The organism is Klebsiella sp. TF21-TM (assembly GCF_019753495.1).
Taxonomy (GTDB): domain Bacteria; phylum Pseudomonadota; class Gammaproteobacteria; order Enterobacterales; family Enterobacteriaceae; genus Klebsiella; species Klebsiella quasipneumoniae.
In genome coordinates this window covers 1-2,123 of sequence record NZ_JAIJYL010000087.1, presented here as the reverse complement: position 1 = coordinate 2,123, position 2,123 = coordinate 1, and the positions used below count along the sequence as shown (strand labels likewise).

The following is a 2,123-nucleotide window of genomic DNA, read 5'->3' as shown; positions in this document are numbered from 1 at the left end:
ATCAACGGCGGTCTGGCAGGTGGAAGGCGTCGCTCCGCGTCACCTCCCACCACTGCCAAGCCTGTTTTATTTGTGCGTCGTCAAGGGTGAAATGCACTCGCTACGCTCGCCCTTGACGAAACTAGGCAATGAATATCGCTTTTGAAAGAGCAGGAACCGCTCGCCGCAGGTCAGGCTGAGGCGTACCGCAGCGCAGCGAGGAACGAACAGCCTGAACGAGGAAGCGGAATATCACCTGAACGGGCATAGAAATGCTTACGCACGAACCGATGAAAATAGGGTTCGCTATCCGGGCATATGAGCTTCTCGCTATAAGATACAGAAGAGAGCCTTCTCTCAGCCCTTGTGGGGCGCGGCTCTCGCTTGACGATAGTTATCATTATTGATAACGTTGTTATCATTATTGATAACTATTTTTTTGGGAGAGCCTCTTAAATGAGTAACCGAATTACTCAGATAGACACTGCTACAGGGGAAGAGGTAGGTAGTTTTGTCGCAGTTATCCGACCCAAACAGAAGTCAGCTTTTGAGAGGCATTTCACTATGAACCAAGACGCTTTAAAGATCCTTGCTAAGACCCTCACAGGGGAGCAATTCAAAGTCTTAATGATGCTGTTAGCTGATCTCGATTATGAAAATTACATCCAAATTGCCCAAGCCGATATTGCCGACGCTTTAGGTATGCAGAAAACCAATGTAAGCCGTTCGGTTAAGGCGCTAATTGACCTATCCGTGATTCTTCAAGGCCCAAAAGTAGGGCGCAGTTACAGTTACCGTCTGAACCCTCAGTTTGGCTGGAAAGGTACTGTCAGCAACCACAAAAAAGCACTGAAAAACGGCCTCAGCGTTATACAGGGCGGCAGAACCTGATCTCTGGAATGCCGCAAATGGCGTCATTTTGCGGCGTTAGCCCTATCCTGCATCGCATCAAAACTAACGCTCCATACCGCCCATGCCACGCGATCGCATCTGTCGCTGTTTCTCACGTTCAACACGCTGCTGTTTCTCCTTCTCCTGGTTTTGCTGCTTAAACCGCTGAGCCATCATCAGGATTTCTGTCATCTGCTCTCTGGAAAGCCCCTTAAAAGGCTCTGTAACGCTCTGTAGGCGTTTCTGCTGCGAATCCATAGTCTTCTGTAGCTCGCGCGCTCTTTTTGCATTCTGGGCGCTCTGAGAGGCCATAGCGATGGTTCCTGCAAAGCCATCGTTCACTGCGTGGCTTAGACGTTTGGCTATGGCTGCCTGATCTTCCACGTCTTTGGTGAAAATGCCCTTCCGCAATACACGCGGCTCCAGCGCCTCCGGCGAGATCGATACCTGGCTACGGGTGCCACGGTTTATCGATTCGTAGTAGTGCTGAACTGTCTGATGCGTGGCGCGGCTTCCCTCGATGCCGCGCTCAAGACCCAGTTTTTTTACTGATTCAGCGTAGGTGCTCTGATCGTCACGCATCTTTGACCGCCCGCCAATAAACTCTTTCGCGGACAGCCGTCCATCCTGCGTCAATGGCACCACGAACGCTGACAAATGCGGGGTGGCCTCGTCCCGGTGAACTACCGCAGCCACAACACGATCCTTCCCGTATTTCTTCTCCAGCCACTGCTCAGAATGGGCGAAAAACTCCGCCTGCTGCCGCGGTGTCGCTTCTTTCCACCACTCAGGGCTTGCCGTCATAACGTATTCAACAGCCAGTACCGCATCTTTACGGCGTTTTTCCGGCAACAGCTCCCGCAGCTTTCCCATCGCCTCATCTGCCGACTGAGACACAGAGCAGTGGTTTTCTGGTGTCCGTTCAGCGTCAGCATTCGGCGTCTCACGCTCCCTGTAGCAGTGCTGCAAAGCGCTGGCCACACTGCCCATTCCCGTCAGCTTTTTGCAGCGCATTATCGCGTAATTCGCCATGCTTACCCCCTCGTTCTGGCGTCCATCCAGCCAGTCGGGGGATCGCATTGCGATGCCTCCGGCGGGCCACTATCAGGATGATAGTGTACTCACTAGACTTTGCTACGCAAAATCGTTCGGGCAGCTTGCTGCCAGAAGGTCAAAATCAACGGCGGTCTGGCAGGTGGAAGGCGTCGCTCCGCGTCACCTCCCACCACTGCCAAGCCTGTTTTATTTGTGCG

Annotated in this window: 2 protein-coding genes; one reads left to right on the top strand and one right to left on the bottom strand. The window is 52.8% G+C overall.

Annotated elements, in window-relative coordinates:
* Nucleotides 1–435: 435 nt before the first annotated feature.
* Nucleotides 436–870, top strand: a complete 435-nt coding sequence (locus K5R89_RS26930) for a helix-turn-helix domain-containing protein (RefSeq protein ID WP_004193480.1) — start codon at nucleotides 436–438, stop codon at nucleotides 868–870.
* Nucleotides 871–933: 63 nt separating this feature from the next.
* On the opposite strand, the gene mobV is transcribed toward K5R89_RS26930, so the two are convergent.
* Nucleotides 934–1,902 (bottom strand): MobV family relaxase, encoded by a 969-nt coding sequence (mobV, locus tag K5R89_RS26925; RefSeq protein WP_058671335.1) that lies wholly within the window; start codon nucleotides 1,900–1,902, stop codon nucleotides 934–936.
* Nucleotides 1,903–2,123: the final 221 nt, after the last annotated feature.

Excerpts from the sequence above, each read along its gene's own strand:
- mobV (WP_058671335.1), bottom strand. The coding sequence starts at position 1,902 with ATGGCGAATTACGCGATAATGCGCTGCAAAAAGCTGACGGGAATGGGC.
- K5R89_RS26930 (WP_004193480.1), top strand. The coding sequence starts at position 436 with ATGAGTAACCGAATTACTCAGATAGACACTGCTACAGGGGAAGAGGTA.